Origin of the sequence: Pseudomonas sp. MWU13-2105 (assembly GCF_023242315.1) — a bacterium.
GTDB lineage: Bacteria > Pseudomonadota > Gammaproteobacteria > Pseudomonadales > Pseudomonadaceae > Aquipseudomonas.
The window spans coordinates 190,781-204,706 of the sequence record NZ_JALLIY010000009.1 but is presented as its reverse complement, the minus strand read 5'-3'; the positions used below and the strand labels follow the sequence as shown (position 1 = coordinate 204,706).

Sequence of the window (13,926 nt, the reverse complement as noted above, 5' to 3'; positions counted from 1 at the left end):
CCTCATTGTTTGCCTACCAGTACCCGGTCCAGGCCGTAGACCCGGTCGAGCAGAATCATCGTCAGCGCGGTCAGCGCGATCACCAGGGCCGAGACCGCCGCCATCATCGGGTCGATGGATTCGGTGGCGTAGACGTACATGCGCACCGGCAGGGTCTGGGTTGCGGGGGAGGTGACGAAGATCGACAGCGTCACTTCGTCGAAGCTGTTGATAAAGGCCAGCAGCCAGCCGCCGGCCACGCCGGGCAGGATCATCGGCAGGGTGATCTGGCGGAACAGGGTGAAGCGTCCGGCGCCGAGGGATTCGGCGGCCTGTTCGGCGCTGCGGTCCATGCCGATGGCGGCGGCCAGTACCAGGCGCAACACATAGGGCGTGATCACCAGCACATGGGCGCCGATCAGCCAGGCGAAGCTGCCGTTGACCCCCATCAGGGCGAACAGGCGCAACAGCGCGACCCCGAGCACCAGGTGCGGGATGATGATCGGAGAGAGAAACAGGCCATTGAGAAAGTCCCTCCCGGGAAACTGATGACGGGTCATCGCCAGGGCCGCCGGAACCGCGATCAAGGTCGCCAGGCTGGCGGCGCTGAAGGCCAGGATCAGGCTGTTGTAGAACGCCTGGACAAAGTCCGCGCGTTCGAACACCGCGCGGAACCAGCGCAACGAGAAGTCCGTGGTCGGCAGGCTGAGGGTGTTTTCCGGGGTGAAGGCCACCAGGCACACCACCACCAGCGGCGCCAGCATGAACACCACGATTAGGCTATGGAACAGTAGGGCCAACGGGCCGTTTCTGGACATTTACACGGCCCCCAGGGATTTTTTGTAGCGACGCTCGATCATCCGGTTCCACGACAGCATGATCAGCAGGTTGAGCAGCAACAGCACCACGGCAATCGCCGCGCCCATCGGCCAGTTGAGCTCCGAGAGGTACTGGTCGTAGACCAGGGTCGCGACCATTTTCAGGCGGCGTCCGCCGAGCAGTCCGGGAATCGCGAAGGAGCTGGCCGACAGGCCGAACACGATCAGCGTGCCGGAGAGCACCCCGGGCATGACCTGCGGCAACACCACCAGGCGCATCACCTTGGCGTGGCTGGCGCCCAGGGACAACGCGGCTTGTTCGGCGGCAGGATCGAGCTTTTGCAAGGAGGTCCAGACCGGGATGATCATGAACGGCAACATCACGTGGACCAGGGCGATCACCACCGCGAATGGCGTGTAGAGCAGCTTCATCGGCGCCAGGCCAACGGCTTGCAGGCTCTGGTTGACCAGGCCGTCGGCACCGAGCAGGAGGCTCCAGCCGAACGCGCGGACCACCACCGAAATCAGCAACGGGGTGAGGATCAGGATCAGGAAGATCGAGCGCCAGGGCGTGCCCATGCGGCTGAGGATGTAGGCTTCGGGGACCCCGATCAGGACGCAGAGCAGAGTGGTCAGGCCGCTGATCCAGAAAGTCCGCAGGAAGATTTCATAGAAGTACGGATCGCTGAACAGCACACCGTAGTGTTCCAGGGTGTAGGCGTCGTTTTTGACCCCGGTCTGGTAATCGAAAACATTGAACGACAGCACCGCGGTCAGGCCCAGCGGCAGGATCAGCAGGCCGAGGTAGAGCAGCAGGGCCGGTGCCGACAACAGGTAGCCGCGCCGTCCCTGGCGCATCCGCGTGAGTAGGTTCATGCCGGCACCTCGCCGTGCTCCAGCACCCGCAGCAGCTCGGCCGGCCAATCCAGGCCCACCGCCGTGCCTTCGTTCAGCGGCGCCGAGCCGTCATTGCGGCGCACCACCGTGAGTTCGCCGATCGTCGTGTCGATGCGGTACAGCCACTGGCTGCCGAGAAAGAAGCGGCTGAGGATCTGGCCGGGCAAGCGCCCGCTGCCGGCAGCCAGCAGATCGATCTTTTCCGGGCGCAGGCTCAGGGTCAACTCGCCTTCGCCCGGCAGTTGCCGGACTTGCGGGCAACCGCTGGCATCGCGGTCACCCGGCAACAGGTTGGCCTTGCCGACGAAGCCGGAAATAAAGCGCGTGCGCGGGTGTTCGTAGAGTTTGTAGGGTTCGTCGATCTGGGTGATGCGCCCGGCCTGCATCACCACCACGCGGTCGCTGATGGACAGCGCTTCGGCCTGGTCGTGGGTGACCATCAGGGTGGTGATGCCGACTTCGCGCTGGATGCGGCGAATCTCGAACTGCATCTCTTCGCGCAGGTTGGCATCGAGGTTGGACAACGGTTCGTCGAGCAACAATACCGGCGGCTCGATCACCAGGGCGCGGGCGAGGGCGACCCGCTGGCGCTGGCCACCGGACAGTTCGCGTGGATAACGCTCGGCATGCTGGTTCAGCCGCACCAGTTGCAACACCGTCGCCACCCGTTTGCGCACCTCGGCGGCGGGTACCTTGCGCATGCGCAAGCCGAAGGCGACGTTGTCCTCGACACTCATATGGGGAAACAGCGCGTAGCTCTGGAACACCACACCGAGGCCGCGACTGCTGGGCTTGGCGTGGGTGATATCACGGTTGTCGAGAATGATTGCGCCGGCGCTGACTTCGACGAAGCCGGCGATCATTTGCAGGGTAGTGGTCTTGCCGCAACCGGAGGGGCCGAGCAGCGAGACGAACTCGCCCTTGTCCACCGAGAGATGCGTGGCGACCACGGCATCGATCTCGCCATAGCGCTTGCACACGCCTTCAAGTCGTAGAAAGGCCATAACTGCGTTCCACCTGTGTGTTGTTGTATACGCCGGGGCGCATTTTTTTGTCATGGGCAGAGACGAAAGGGTGTTGCCGGGGTGCGTGGTGCTCGACTTGTGTCGGCTCCCGGTGTTGTTCGAATCGCCCCTTGTGGACGCAGAGTAGGACGAAGCCTAGGATGTGCGAAAGAGTGAATTTCACTGAAAGAATGATTATTTTCATTTTCATTCATTGAATAAATTTTCAGGCGGGAAGATCGTCAATGAATTCCACTGAGCGGAATGAAAAGAAGAACGAAGTGGGTGTCAGTGCGGTGTCGCGGCTGTTTGCCGTGTTGCGCAGCCTGGGGGAGACGCCGGAGGGCGGCGAACGGGTGACCCAGTTGGCAGAACGGGTCGGTTTGTCCCAGCCGACCACCCACCGGCTGCTGCGCAGCCTGGTGGACGAGGGTATGGTGGAGCAGGACGGGCGCAGCAAACGCTATCGCCTGAGCCTGGATTTCTTTGCCCTGGCGGCTCGGGCCGGGCAGACCGGCAACCTGCGTGAACTGGTGCGCCCGGCGTTATTGCGCTTGTCGGCATCGCTGGGGGATTCGTTGTTCCTGCTGGCCCGCAGCGGTTTCGATGCGATCTGTCTGGACCGTAGCGAAGGGCCGTTTCCGATCCGCACCTTTACCGGCGATATCGGTGGACGCGTGGCCCTGGGCGTGGGACAGGGCAGCCTGGCGATCCTCGCCTTCCTGCCGGAAGAGGAGCGCGAAACGGTGATCCGCTACAACCTGCCGCGGCTGCGGGATTTTCATCTGTATGACGAAGTGCTGCTGCGTTCCGAGGTGGAGAATGTGCGCAAGCTCGGGTACGCCGGGCGCAACACCGGGGTGCTGCAAGGCATGGCCGGGGTCGCGGTACCGATCCTCGATCGCGAGGGGCGGGCGGTGGCGGCGCTGAGCGTGGCCACCATCAGCGACCGCCTGGGGCCGGACCGTCTGCCGACGGTGGTGGAGTTGCTCAAGCGCGAAGCCGCGGCGATCGGGTCGCGGATCAATCCGTTTGATCCGTTGTTGCGGCGGCCGTCGCAAGTCTTCGAGCAGAAATGACAGTTCGACCATCAAAAGTCGAGCGCGGTCTTGTGGCGAGCGGGCAAGCCCGCTCGCCACAGGTGTCATCTTTTACCTGGGAGTCCTCAGAACCTGGTCGTCTGTCGCAGCAACTGCGCCGCCGGGATGTCCGCCGGGGTCACCATGGCGTAGTTGTAGCCGCTGCCGGACCAGTACTCGGCCTGCAGTTCACCATCACGGCGCCCACCGCGCTCCAGCAAATGATTCTGCGGTCCCGGTGGCCGCACGTAGTAGCTGATCCGCTGGCCTTGCGGGTTCTCATACAACACCATCGCCGCCGCGCCCTGCTCGGTACTCAGCAAGCGCGCGCTGACCGGCTTGAACCCGGCAGTCTGCAAGTTCGGCAGGCGGTTGGCCTGGGTGAAATAACGGTCGAGCCAGCCTTGCAGGTCGCCGCTCTGCTCGACCTTGAAGTCCGCCGGCAGGATGTCCTGAGTGGCGAACATGCGATAGGCCTGCACCGCATCGGCCATCGGCGCGGGCAGCGGGAAGGTCATCTGTCGCGCTTGCCAGCCGCTGACCCCGCCGAGGCTCACGGCAATCAACAACACCGCGGCGCTGGCCAGGTGCCGCCGGGACTGGCCGCGCAGGCGCCGGCGAATCGCGCTCGGGTCCAGCGCCGGGTTCGCCGGCATCTGCAGGGTACCGCCCAGGGCCGCGCGCAAGTGCTGGGCATCGCGCTGCCAGTCGCGGACCTGTTCGGCCAGTTCCGGGTTGCTCGCCAGGTACGTCTCCAGCAACTGCCGGTCGGCTTCGCTGAGTTGATGGTCGACGTAGGCGTGCAGGTCGCGTTCGCTTGGAGGAATAGTGATCATTTCAATATCCGCAGGGAGGGGCTGGTGATTTCGCCTTCGCTGAGCTGGCGCAGGGCCTGGCGGGCGCGGGACAGACGCGACATCACGGTGCCGGTGGGGACGTCGAGAATCTCGGCGACTTCCTTATAACTCAAACCTTCCACCGAGACCCAGAGCAACAGCGCCCGTTGTTCGGTGGGCAGCAGTTCGAAGGCTTCCAGGGTCGACTGGGCCACCACCGTGCGCTCCACCGAGGGCTGGGCGTCGTCGCGGCCGGTAAAGAACTCGAGCATCCGCGCATAGCGTTTGCCGCGACGGTGGGAGTCGATGAATTGGCGATACAGGATCGAGAACAGCCAGGCCCGCAGGTCGCCTTCCGCACGCTTGGCGCCCCAACTGGAGAGGGCTCGCTCCAGGCTGGATTGGACCAGGTCGTCGGCGCTGCTGGGATTGCGCGTCAGCGACACGGCGAAGCGCCGCATCCGGGGGATCAGTTCACGCAACTGCTCATCGAGATCGTTCATGGAATCCTGCGGGTTCTTGTCATTACGCTTGGACTAGCAAGACGCCTGGCTTCGAAGGTTATTCCAGCGGCCGGAAAATAAATATTCGAAAAAATGAACCGGGACCTGGAATAAACCGGCCCGGCCTTCGTCTTATAGCTCCTTCACCCTGTGGCCACCTGAGGCCCTGGAGTTTTTTCATGGTAGATCACACACCGCCGCCCCTCAGCGGATCGAGCAAGGTCTTGCGCCTGGCCGGTATCGCCGCCGTGCTCGCGGCCCTGGTCGGGGCCTTTGCCTATGTCAACGGGCGGCTCGATCCGGTGCGCCTGACGCCCGGGCGGATCGTCAATACGTTCGAAAAAAACAACGGCCTGCATGCCGGCTTCAGGCGTAATCATGCCAAGGGCGTGTGTGTCGCCGGGTACTTTGAAAGCACTGATGCCGCCCGTGCCTATTCCACCGCCCAGGTCTTTCGCGAAGGCAGCGTGCCGGTGGAAGGGCGCTTCGCCTTGCCCAGCGGCAACCCCTACGCGCCGGACAGCAGCGTGCCGATTCGTAGTCTGGGCTTGCGCTTCACCCAGGCCAACGGCCAGCAATGGCGTACCGGGATGAACAGCATGCCGGTGTTTCCGGTGGGCACTCCCGAAGCGTTTTTCCAGCAGCTCAAGGCGGCCTCGCCCGACCCGAGCACCGGCAAGCCGAACCCGGCGGCCATGGCGGCGTTCTTTGCCAGCCACCCGGAAACCGCGCCGTTCCTGAAATGGGTCAAGACCGCCAAGCCTTCGGCCAGCTATGCCACGGAAAGCTACAACGGCCTGAATGCCTTCTACCTGGTTGACGCGGCCGGCCGGCGCCAGGCCGTGCGCTGGGGGCTGGTGCCGCTGAGCCAGGATGCCGCGGGGGCGACTGCGCCGGACGGCGCCGACTTCCTCGCCAGGGACCTGGCCCTGCGCCTGGCGGCAGGGCCGCTGAAATGGCAGTTGCGCCTGACCCTGGCCAATCCCGGTGATCCGACGGAGGATGCCAGTCGGCAATGGACCGGCGAACACAGGGTGCTCAACGCCGGCACCCTGGTGCTGGAAAGCACCCAGTCCCAGGACGATGGCGATTGCCGTGATATCAATTACGACCCGCTGATCCTGCCGAGTGGCATCGAAGCCTCGGCCGATCCCTTGCTGGCGGCGCGTTCGGCGGCCTATGCCAGTTCCTATCTGCGTCGCACCAGTGAAGTCGGCGCCTTGCCCGCTGCCCATTCGTCACAGGAGTCCCGCCCATGAGCGCCCCTTCGAATCACTTCGCGCCCCTGGCGCGCCTGCTGCATTGGTTGATGGCGCTGATGATCCTGGCGATGTTGTTTATCGGTGCCGGCATGGTGGCCTCGGTGTCCGAGCGGCATGAGTGGCTGCTGCACCTGCACAAGCCGCTGGGAATTGCGATTCTGTTGCTGGTGGTGGTGCGTCTGCTGGTGCGTTTCAGCTCTCGGCAGCCACCACTGCCGAGTGACTTGCCGGGTTGGCAGGTGCTGGCGGCGAAGCTGTCCCATGTGCTGCTGTATGCCTTGATGCTGGTATTGCCGCTGCTGGGGTGGGCGATGATTTCGGCGGCGGGGGATCCGGTGATGCTGGGCAGTTCGCTGCAGTTGCCGGCGATCGTGTCCGCCAACGCGGCGACTTTTGCCTTTTTGCGCAGGGCCCATGGGTACCTGGCGTATCTGCTGTTCCTGACGGTGTTGATGCACCTGGCGGCGGCCTTGTTCCATGGCTGGATTCGTCGGGATGGGGTGTTGGAGAGCATGGTGCGCGGTAAGGATTGAAGAAATCGGTTGTTCGGACCGGCCTCTTCGCGGGCCGGCTCTGACAACGCCTACTCAAGGGTTTTTCACCGCCCTCAGCGACCACCCCCAAAACCCCAATGCCACCGCATTGATACCTGCCCCCAACAGACAAACCCCCACCCAACCCGCCCAGGCATACATCGCCGTCGCCCCTATCGACCCCGCCGCACTGCCCACCGAATAAAACAGCATGTAGCCTGCCGCCAGGCGACTCCGGGCCTGGGGCCTGACGCCATAGATCAGCGTCTGGCTAGTGACATGCGTCGCCTGCAATCCCAGGTCCAGGGCAATCACCCCCAGCAGCAAGGCCCACAGTGACGACTGGGTAAAGGCAGTCGGCAGCCAGGACAACAGCATCAGCAACAATGCGCCGCCGCTGGTCCACTGCGCCCAGCCACGATCCGCCAGTTGCCCGGCCCGGGCGGCGCCCAGGGCGCTGGCGGCTCCGGCCAGGCCGAACAGGCCGATCTCGGTGTGGGAAAGCGACAGCGGTGGGGCGCTCAGGGGCAAGACCAGCGGTGTCCACAGCACTGTGCCGGCGGCAAAGATCAGCATCGCCAGCACGGCCCGATCCCGCAGGACCTTTTCCTCCTTGAACAAGGTGAAGAGCGAAACGATCAGCGCAGCATAGGCCTGTTGGGGCCGCCGAGGCTCGACCCGCGGCAGTACCCGCCACAACAGGCCCGCCATCAACAAGGTCAAGCCACAGGACAGCCCATACACCGAACGCCAGCCGGCCAGGTCGGCCATGCCGCCGGCAACACTGCGGGCCAGCAACAGACCGACGACGATACCGCTGGTGACCGTCCCGATCACCTGGCCGCGCTCATCCGGCGCTGCCAGATGGGCGGCGTAGGCCACCAGTACCTGGGTCACCACGGCCAGCAGGCCGACGCCGGCCAATCCCAGCAGCAGCCAGGCACTGGTCGGGGCCAGGGCGGTGACCAGCAGCGCCGCCACCGAAAGCAGCATCTGCCCGACGATCAGACGCCGCCGGTTGAACAGGTCGCCGAGCGGGACCAGCAACAGCAGGCCCAGCCCATAGCCGATCTGGCTCAGGCTGATAACGATGCCCACCCTGGCAGGGTCCATGGCGAAGGTCTCGGCCATGGTGTCCAGCAGTGGCTGGGCGTAATAGACATTGCCGACCGACAGCCCGCAGGCGACAGCAAACAGCAGCACGACCGCCCCGGGCAAACGTGTGGCGGTGTCCAGGGCGGCGGAGGTAGACGATGCTTCAGATTCCATGATCGACTCCGGGTACAAGTGGTTTCTTTTTGAAACTACTTGTACCTTAGAGATGCTGGTTTTATATTGCAACCACATTTTCCAACGGAGCTTCAGGCCATGGTCAAGCGTTCGAGTCTGGAGGGGGGCGAATGCCCGGTGGCACGAGCACTGGATGCCATTGGTGATGGCTGGTCGTTGCTGATCATTCGTGATGCGTTCGACGGCATCCACCGCTTTGGCGAATTCCAGCGCAATCTGGGCATGGCCAAGAATATTCTCGCGGTACGCCTGAAAAACCTGGTGGCCCATGGCGTACTGGAAATCGTCCCGGCGTCTGACGGCAGCGCGTATCAGGAATACGTGTTGACGGAGAAGGGCAAGGGCCTGTTCCACCTGATCATAGGTCTGCGCCAGTGGGGCGAGGAGTATCTCTACGAGGCAGGGGAGCGCCATTCAGTGATGGTGGATCGGCAGCAAGGTGCGGCGCTGCGACCGCTGGAGCTACGTGCCGAGGATGGACGCTTGCTGGGGCCGGAGGATTGCCGGCGGATTCCGGTGGCGGGTGCGTGACCGCCGCCACTCCTGACCCCGTCGTCGAACTGTAGGTATCGGCTTGCTGGCGATGGCTATTCACGTAGCACCGCTAAAAGCTCAGCCTGCCGGCTGATCGCGAGCAATCGAGCGTCGACCGGCTGCTCCTACAGATCCCTCGGTGATGCTTGAGGGCGGGTTATTCGCGGGAAAAGCGTTCGCGGCTGTTGCTCAGGTGCGTCCACATCGCTGCTCGCGCCGCATCCGGGTCCTGGCGGCGGATGGCGTTCAGGATCGCTTCGTGCTCCAGGCTGGCGAGCTGGCCCAGTTGCGCCAGGTCGGCATCGCCGCGCTCCGCGCCCGGTACCCGGGTGCGCGGAATCATCGAACTGCCCAGATGCAGCAGGATTTCGGAAAAGTAGGCATTGCCGGTGGCTTCGGCGATCAGCAGGTGAAAACGCTGGTCGGCCGCGACGCAACTGTCGTTGTTGGCCAACAGGCTCCGATACTCGTCCAGTGCCGCGCGCATCTGCTGGAGATGTTCATCGCTGCGTCGGCGTGCCGCCAGTGCCGCCGCCTGGGTCTCCAGGCCCAGGCGCAGTTCCAGCAGATCGCGCACGCTCAGCGCGGTTTCCACATTCAGGCGCAGGCCGTGGGGCTCCTGGCGCTCCAGCACGAAACTGCCGATACCATGATGGGTTTCCACCCAGCCCGCCGCCTGCAATTTGGAAATCGCCTCGCGCACCACCGTGCGGCTGACTTTGTGCTCGCCGACGATGGCGCTTTCCGACGGCAGCTTGTCGCCCGGTTTCAAATGCCCCAGGCGAATCTGCTGGGTCAGGTGATCGACCAGGTCGTGGGCCAGGTTCGGGCTGCGTTTGCGCCGTGGCGCAGGGGGAGCGGTTTCAGTGTTCATGGGCAAAGCTTAACACTCGTATGACAAGAGGCGTAGCAATGACCATCAGCATGTATGACAACTTGAAGCCAGATGCGGCTCTTTCCGGCCAATGGGATTGGCCAGGCGTTCCTGTGTGATGCCGAAAAATATTTATTATTTAAATAAAATTATTATAAATCAATTACTTAATAATATTTAGGCGATTTTTTTGTTCGCTATTGGCGGTTTCTAAGCATAAATCGTGGCCGGGGCACTTGTTGCGTTATTTTTCTACTCGTATGATGACTGTCGACTGGCTCGTCTGATCCAGCACCCCGCACACAAAAATAACCCGTGGGAGACCTGTCGTGAACAACACCCTAGATCCGTCCGCAACAGCGGAGCGCGATTCCCTGCTGGCCGTCGCCGTGGCGAAGGTCAAGCGCCATGTGCTGCCGCTGTTCGTCATCATGTTTATCGTCAACTACATCGACCGGGTGAACATCGGCTTCGTGCGCACGCACCTGGAACATGACCTGGGAATCGGTGCCGCTGCCTACGGTTTCGGTGCCGGGTTGTTCTTTATCGGTTATGCACTGTTCGAAGTCCCGTCCAACATCCTCTTGCAGAAGGTCGGCGCACGGCTCTGGCTGACCCGTATCATGTTCACCTGGGGGCTGGTGGCCACGGCCATGGCCTTTGTCCAGAACGAAACCCACTTCTATATCCTGCGTTTCCTCCTGGGGGTGGCCGAGGCCGGCTTCTTCCCCGGGGTGATCTACTACTTCACCCGCTGGCTGCCAGGGATTGAGCGCGGCAAGGCGATCGCCATCTTCCTCAGCGGTTCGGCCGTGGCCTCGCTGATCTCCGGCCCGCTGTCCGGGGCCCTGTTGCAGATCGAAGGCTTTGGCTGGCACGGCTGGCAGTGGATGTTCATCATCGAGGGCCTGGCCTCGGTGGTGCTCTGCGGGTTCACCTGGTTCTGGCTCGACTCCACGCCCAAGGATGCCAAGTGGCTCAGCGTCGCCGAGCAGCAGTTGCTGGTGCAGGTCATCGAAGACGAGCAGCGCGAGCGCGATGCCTCGATGCCGGTCAAGCCGTCGATCTGGAGCCTGCTCAAGGACCGTCAGATCCTGTTGTTCTGCGTGCTGTATTTCTGCATCCAGCTGACCATCTACGCCGCGACCTTCTGGTTGCCGAGCATCATCAAGAAGATGGGCCAGATGAGCGACCTGCAGGTGGGCTTCTTCAACTCGATTCCCTGGCTGATCTCGATCATCGCCATGTATGCCTTCGCGGCGGCCTCGGGCAAGTGGAAACACCAGCAGGCCTGGGTCGCCTCGGCATTGCTGATCGCGGCGCTGGGGATGTTCATGTCCACCACCGGCGGGCCGATCTTCGCCTTTGTCGCGGTGTGCTTCGCGGCCATCGGCTTCAAGTCCGCCTCGTCGCTGTTCTGGCCGATTCCCCAGGCTTACCTGGATGCGCGCATCGCCGCGGCAGTGATTGCCCTGATCAACTCCACGGGCAACCTCGGCGGTTTCGTCGCGCCGGCCACATTCGGCTTGCTGGAGGAGCGCACCGGTTCGATCCAGGGCGGCTTGTACGGCCTGGCGGCGGCCTCGGTGATCGCCGCGATCCTGGTGTTCTTTGCCCGTACCCAGCCCAAGCCGAGCCACGCATTGCCGGGAGCGGTCAGCCCGGCCCTGAACAAATCCCATTGAATACTGCGGTTGAACACAGGTACGAATCATGACGACAAATACTTTGCACGCAGCCGGCCAGGCCCCCGTCATCACCAGTTTGCAGGTCATCCCGGTAGCCGGCCACGACAGCATGCTGCTGAACCTGAGCGGTGCCCATGGTCCGTTTTTCACCCGCAATATCGTGATCATCACCGACAGCAGCGGCCGCACCGGCGTCGGTGAAGTGCCAGGCGGCGAGCGTATCCGCGCGACCCTGGAAGATGCCCGTGCATTGTTGCTGGGGCAGTCCATTGGTAACTACCAGAAGCTGCTCAACGAGGTGCGTCGTACCTTCGCCGAGCGCGATGCCGGCGGACGCGGCCAGCAGACCTTCGACCTGCGGATCACCATTCATGCGGTGACGGCCCTTGAGGCCGCGTTGCTGGACCTGCTCGGCCAGTTCCTCGGCGTGCCGGTAGCGGCCCTGCTGGGGGAAGGGCAGCAGCGCAATGCGGTGAAGGTGTTGGGGTATCTGTTCTATATCGGTGATCGCGGCAAGACCGACCTGGCCTACCGCCACGAAGCCGAGGCGGATGACGCCTGGTTCCGCCTGCGCCATGAAGAGGCGATGAGCCCCGAGGCCATCGTCCGGCTGGCCGAAGCCGCCCAGGCGCGTTACGGCTTCAATGACTTCAAGCTCAAGGGCGGCGTGCTCAGCGGTGCCGCGGAAATCGAGGCGGTCACGGCGCTGGCCGAGCGTTTCCCCCTGGCGCGGATCACCCTCGACCCCAACGGCGCCTGGTCGCTCAAGGAAGCCATCGCCCTGTGCCGTGATCAGCATCATGTGCTGGCCTACGCCGAGGACCCTTGCGGTGCCGAGAACGGTTACTCGGGCCGTGAAGTCATGGCCGAGTTCCGCCGGGCCACGGGCCTGCCGACAGCGACCAATATGATCGCCACCGACTGGCGGGAAATGGGCCATGCGATTCAATTGCATGCCGTCGATATCCCCCTGGCCGACCCGCATTTCTGGACCATGCAGGGCTCGGTCCGGGTCGCGCAGATGTGCCATGAATGGGGCCTGACCTGGGGCTCGCATTCCAACAATCACTTCGATATTTCCCTGGCGATGTTCACCCATGTGGCCGCCGCCGCGCCGGGTGAGATCACCGCCATCGATACCCACTGGATCTGGCAGGACGGCCAGGGCCTGACCAAGGACCCGTTGCAGATTGTCGACGGTTTTATCCAGGTCCCGCAAAAGCCGGGGTTGGGCATCGAATTGGATATGGACGCGCTGGCCAAGGCCCATGAGTGCTACAAGAACATGGGGCTCGGCGCCCGGGACGACAGCGTGGCGATGCAGTTCCTGATTCCCGGCTGGTCGTTCAACAACAAGCGCCCCTGTCTGTTGCGCTGAAGCCTGTTCGGCGCAGCAGCGCGCCACGGCGATGATCTGCTCGCCGTTGACGCGTAGAGTAGCGGGCTGGAGAGAATGCTTGCAGAGAGGCTGTATGCCGACGTTTTACGACGCACGTGGGAATATCTATGCCGTGGCCAGCCCCGCTGAAGTGCGCGGGCTGGGCCTGGAGGTGCCGGCCGATGCGGCGCAGGCAGCGCTGCTGCGTCAGGCCTGGGCGCTCGATGCGGTGGAGGCACTCTGTGGCTGGGCAGGGCAGGCGCCTGCGCGCGCGGGCAAACAGCATCGTTCCGATGGCCTGCTGGTCGGGCCGTTCCAGAGCGAGGCGCCGTTCGATCTGTTGATCATCAATACCGATGGCACCCTGGCCGAGCGCAGTGGCAACGGCTTGACGATTTTCGCCCAGGCACTGACCGAGCAGGGCCTGATGCCGGTTCAGGGCGCTTGTCTGTTGCGGGTCCATCACGATCAGCCGGGAGGCCTGTCTCCGCTCGCGACCTCGGTCGAGCCGGCGCGGGTCGAGGGGCAGCCGGGGTTCTGGCTGGACCTGGGAAAGCCGGCGTTCGGTCCGGCGGCGGTGGCGGCCCGGGGTGTGGGAGAGGCTGAATTGAATGGCTGTCCGTTGAGCCATGTCGCGGCCTTGTCGAGCCTGAATGCGGCTTGGCGGCACAGCCAGTTCGTGCGCATCGGCAATCCGCACTGTGTGACCCTGGTCGACGAGGTGGCGTCGCTGCCGAGCAACGCGCAGATGAACGAGCCGGCACTCGCGCCTGGCTTGACGCGCATTGCTTTCGCTCCACCGGTCGGTACTGGCGAGCCCTGTGCGGCGGGGGTGAATCTGCAATGGGCGACTCGGCGGGCGCCGGGGCAGTTGCAGGCCCGGGTGTTCGAGCGCGGCGAAGGACCGACGGCGTCTTCCGGCACCAGCGCCAGCGCGGTGGCCTGTGCCGCCTGGCGGGTCGGTTGGGTCGAGGCCGGCGAAGTCCGGGTCGGCATGCCGGGCGGTACGGCGCCGATCCGCCTGGTGGTGCTGGAGGACGAGTTGCAGAGTGTCCATCTGTTTGGCGCGGCCCGGCGTCAATCCTGAAGGGCGGGGCAGGATACCGACATCATCAGCAGAAAAAGCCCCTCCTCGACAGGCCCGTTTTGCCCTTGTCCGGCCCTGGCGGTTTTGGCTTGATGAGTTGGCGGGGTTGAAGGCTGGCGAGCGCCTTGCCCTGTTCGGCCCGTGACCACGGCGCCGAATTTCCG

At 63.8% G+C, this 13,926-nt stretch carries 14 protein-coding genes; 7 read left to right on the top strand and 7 right to left on the bottom strand.

Annotated elements, in window-relative coordinates:
- Positions 1–2: 2 nt before the first annotated feature.
- From M5B96_RS15300 to M5B96_RS15290, 3 genes are read right to left on the bottom strand one after another with little or no spacing between them, the layout of a single operon-like run.
- Positions 3–797, bottom strand: coding sequence for an ABC transporter permease (locus tag M5B96_RS15300; RefSeq protein ID WP_248797520.1), 795 nt, complete (start codon positions 795–797; stop codon positions 3–5).
- On the bottom strand, positions 798–1,673 hold the full coding sequence (locus tag M5B96_RS15295; RefSeq protein WP_248797518.1) for an ABC transporter permease: 876 nt from the start codon (positions 1,671–1,673) through the stop codon (positions 798–800).
- Positions 1,670–2,698: an ABC transporter ATP-binding protein gene (locus M5B96_RS15290; RefSeq protein ID WP_248797517.1), complete on the bottom strand. Its 1,029-nt coding sequence runs from the start codon at positions 2,696–2,698 to the stop codon at positions 1,670–1,672. The genes M5B96_RS15295 and M5B96_RS15290 overlap by 4 nt, the downstream gene beginning before the upstream one ends.
- A gap of 245 nt (positions 2,699–2,943) precedes the next feature.
- Between M5B96_RS15290 and M5B96_RS15285 the strand changes: the two genes are divergently transcribed.
- Positions 2,944–3,777: an IclR family transcriptional regulator gene (locus M5B96_RS15285; RefSeq protein WP_248797516.1), complete on the top strand. Its 834-nt coding sequence runs from the start codon at positions 2,944–2,946 to the stop codon at positions 3,775–3,777.
- Between the two features lie 86 nt (positions 3,778–3,863).
- Here M5B96_RS15285 and M5B96_RS15280 read toward each other — a convergent pair whose 3' ends face one another.
- A complete protein-coding gene (locus tag M5B96_RS15280) occupies positions 3,864–4,613 on the bottom strand; it encodes an anti-sigma factor family protein (RefSeq protein WP_248797515.1) in 750 nt (249 codons plus the stop codon).
- Positions 4,610–5,116 (bottom strand): sigma-70 family RNA polymerase sigma factor, encoded by a 507-nt coding sequence (locus M5B96_RS15275; protein WP_248797514.1) that lies wholly within the window; start codon positions 5,114–5,116, stop codon positions 4,610–4,612. Before M5B96_RS15275 ends, M5B96_RS15280 begins: the two co-directional genes overlap by 4 nt.
- A 179-nt stretch (positions 5,117–5,295) precedes the next feature.
- Between M5B96_RS15275 and M5B96_RS15270 the strand changes: the two genes are divergently transcribed.
- Positions 5,296–6,375: a catalase family peroxidase gene (locus tag M5B96_RS15270; RefSeq protein WP_248797513.1), complete on the top strand. Its 1,080-nt coding sequence runs from the start codon at positions 5,296–5,298 to the stop codon at positions 6,373–6,375.
- Positions 6,372–6,911, top strand: a complete 540-nt coding sequence (locus M5B96_RS15265) for a cytochrome b (RefSeq protein ID WP_248797511.1) — start codon at positions 6,372–6,374, stop codon at positions 6,909–6,911. Before M5B96_RS15270 ends, M5B96_RS15265 begins: the two co-directional genes overlap by 4 nt.
- Positions 6,912–6,965: 54 nt before the next feature.
- Here M5B96_RS15265 and M5B96_RS15260 read toward each other — a convergent pair whose 3' ends face one another.
- On the bottom strand, positions 6,966–8,180 hold the full coding sequence (locus M5B96_RS15260; RefSeq protein WP_248797509.1) for an MFS transporter: 1,215 nt from the start codon (positions 8,178–8,180) through the stop codon (positions 6,966–6,968).
- Positions 8,181–8,279: 99 nt separating this feature from the next.
- On the opposite strand from M5B96_RS15260, the gene M5B96_RS15255 reads away from it, so the two are divergent.
- The gene (locus tag M5B96_RS15255) at positions 8,280–8,732 is read left to right on the top strand and encodes a winged helix-turn-helix transcriptional regulator (RefSeq protein WP_248797508.1); all 453 of its coding nucleotides are present in this window, start codon (positions 8,280–8,282) and stop codon (positions 8,730–8,732) included.
- A 160-nt stretch (positions 8,733–8,892) separates the two neighbouring features.
- Here M5B96_RS15255 and M5B96_RS15250 read toward each other — a convergent pair whose 3' ends face one another.
- Complete coding sequence (locus M5B96_RS15250) at positions 8,893–9,609, bottom strand: FadR/GntR family transcriptional regulator (protein ID WP_248797507.1); 717 nt, start codon at positions 9,607–9,609, stop codon at positions 8,893–8,895.
- 329 nt (positions 9,610–9,938) lie between these two features.
- Between M5B96_RS15250 and M5B96_RS15245 the strand changes: the two genes are divergently transcribed.
- From M5B96_RS15245 to M5B96_RS15235, 3 genes are all read left to right on the top strand, one after another.
- The gene (locus M5B96_RS15245; RefSeq protein ID WP_248797505.1) at positions 9,939–11,294 is read left to right on the top strand and encodes an MFS transporter; all 1,356 of its coding nucleotides are present in this window, start codon (positions 9,939–9,941) and stop codon (positions 11,292–11,294) included.
- 28 nt (positions 11,295–11,322) lie between these two features.
- Entirely contained in the window at positions 11,323–12,675 is a 1,353-nt protein-coding gene (gudD, locus tag M5B96_RS15240; protein WP_248797503.1) for a glucarate dehydratase, read from the top strand.
- Between the two features lie 94 nt (positions 12,676–12,769).
- On the top strand, positions 12,770–13,762 hold the full coding sequence (locus M5B96_RS15235) for a diaminopimelate epimerase (protein ID WP_248797501.1): 993 nt from the start codon (positions 12,770–12,772) through the stop codon (positions 13,760–13,762).
- Positions 13,763–13,926 lie beyond the last annotated feature (164 nt).

Bases quoted from the DNA above. Each gene is read 5' to 3' on its own strand.
- M5B96_RS15285 (WP_248797516.1), top strand. From the start codon at position 2,944: ATGAATTCCACTGAGCGGAATGAAAAGAAGAACGAAGTGGGTGTCAGT.
- M5B96_RS15295 (WP_248797518.1), bottom strand. From the start codon at position 1,673: ATGAACCTACTCACGCGGATGCGCCAGGGACGGCGCGGCTACCTGTTG.
- M5B96_RS15250 (WP_248797507.1), bottom strand. From the start codon at position 9,609: ATGAACACTGAAACCGCTCCCCCTGCGCCACGGCGCAAACGCAGCCCG.
- M5B96_RS15275 (WP_248797514.1), bottom strand. From the start codon at position 5,116: ATGAACGATCTCGATGAGCAGTTGCGTGAACTGATCCCCCGGATGCGG.
- M5B96_RS15280 (WP_248797515.1), bottom strand. From the start codon at position 4,613: ATGATCACTATTCCTCCAAGCGAACGCGACCTGCACGCCTACGTCGAC.
- M5B96_RS15255 (WP_248797508.1), top strand. From the start codon at position 8,280: ATGGTCAAGCGTTCGAGTCTGGAGGGGGGCGAATGCCCGGTGGCACGA.
- M5B96_RS15260 (WP_248797509.1), bottom strand. From the start codon at position 8,180: ATGGAATCTGAAGCATCGTCTACCTCCGCCGCCCTGGACACCGCCACA.
- M5B96_RS15235 (WP_248797501.1), top strand. From the start codon at position 12,770: ATGCCGACGTTTTACGACGCACGTGGGAATATCTATGCCGTGGCCAGC.
- M5B96_RS15265 (WP_248797511.1), top strand. From the start codon at position 6,372: ATGAGCGCCCCTTCGAATCACTTCGCGCCCCTGGCGCGCCTGCTGCAT.
- M5B96_RS15300 (WP_248797520.1), bottom strand. From the start codon at position 797: ATGTCCAGAAACGGCCCGTTGGCCCTACTGTTCCATAGCCTAATCGTG.
- gudD (WP_248797503.1), top strand. From the start codon at position 11,323: ATGACGACAAATACTTTGCACGCAGCCGGCCAGGCCCCCGTCATCACC.
- M5B96_RS15270 (WP_248797513.1), top strand. From the start codon at position 5,296: ATGGTAGATCACACACCGCCGCCCCTCAGCGGATCGAGCAAGGTCTTG.
- M5B96_RS15290 (WP_248797517.1), bottom strand. From the start codon at position 2,698: ATGGCCTTTCTACGACTTGAAGGCGTGTGCAAGCGCTATGGCGAGATC.